Consider the following 894-nt stretch of genomic DNA (forward strand, 5'->3'; position numbering starts at 1 on the left):
CCGGGGTCACCGTCCTGGAGTCGGCCTTCGCGCCGTCGCGCATCAGGTTCACCGTGATCGAGGCGGGGCGGACCCCGTCGCGGTCGCCGTCGTCTTCCCAGGACTTGGTCCCGGAGACGTCCACGGTCTCCTTGTTCGTGTTCGTGATGGTGAAGCCGGAGGCCGCGTCGCCTTCGACGGCGGTGCCGTACTTGGAGCTATCCACCCCCGACACCTCGGCCTCGGTCACCGTGTAGGCGATCTCGGAGCCGTCGGCGTTGTACTTGGGAAGGCCGTCGAAGGAGCCCTTCCAGCCGTTGCCTTCGTCGAGCTTGAGCGATTTGCCGGTATCGGCGCCGTCGGCGAGCAGGCGCACGGTGACCTCGGAGCCCTTGGGCCCGACCCATTTCTTCTCGACCGGGACCTTCACGGTCTCCTTGTTGGTGTTCGTGATGGTGAAGCCGCCCGCGGCGTCGCCCTCGACGGCGGTGCCGTACTTGGAGCTATCGACGCCCGACACCTCGGCCTCGGTCACCGTGTAGGAGATCTCGGAGCCGTCGGCGCCGTACTTGGGAAGGCCGTCGAAGGAGCCCCTCCAGCCGTTGCCCTCGTTGAGCTTGAGCTCCTTGCCCGCGACGGGATTGCCGTCGGCGAGCAGGCGCACGGTGACCTCGGAGCCCTTGGGCCCGACCCATTTCTTCTCGACCGGGACCTTCACGGTCTCGGTGTTGGTGTTCGTGATGGTGAAACCTGAGGCCGCGTCGCCCGTAACGTCGCCGTCGTAGTTCGCCACCGGGTCTTCCTTCACGGTGTAGGCGATCTCGTCGGCCGTGCCGGCCTTGTACTTGCGCAGGCCGTCGAAGGTGCCCTTCCAGCCGTTGCCGGCGTTGAGCTTGAGCTCCCTGCCGGTGTCCA

1 protein-coding gene is annotated in these 894 nt (G+C 66.9%); it reads right to left on the reverse strand.

Annotation, left to right across the window (positions count from 1 at the left end; genetic code table 11):
- A partial coding sequence (locus tag HMPREF1155_RS08495; RefSeq protein ID WP_009079383.1) for a Cna B-type domain-containing protein occupies positions 1-894 on the reverse strand: 894 nt, incomplete at both ends.

The sequence above is a fragment of the Slackia sp. CM382 genome (assembly GCF_000293015.1).
In the GTDB taxonomy this organism is placed as follows: domain Bacteria; phylum Actinomycetota; class Coriobacteriia; order Coriobacteriales; family Eggerthellaceae; genus Slackia; species Slackia exigua.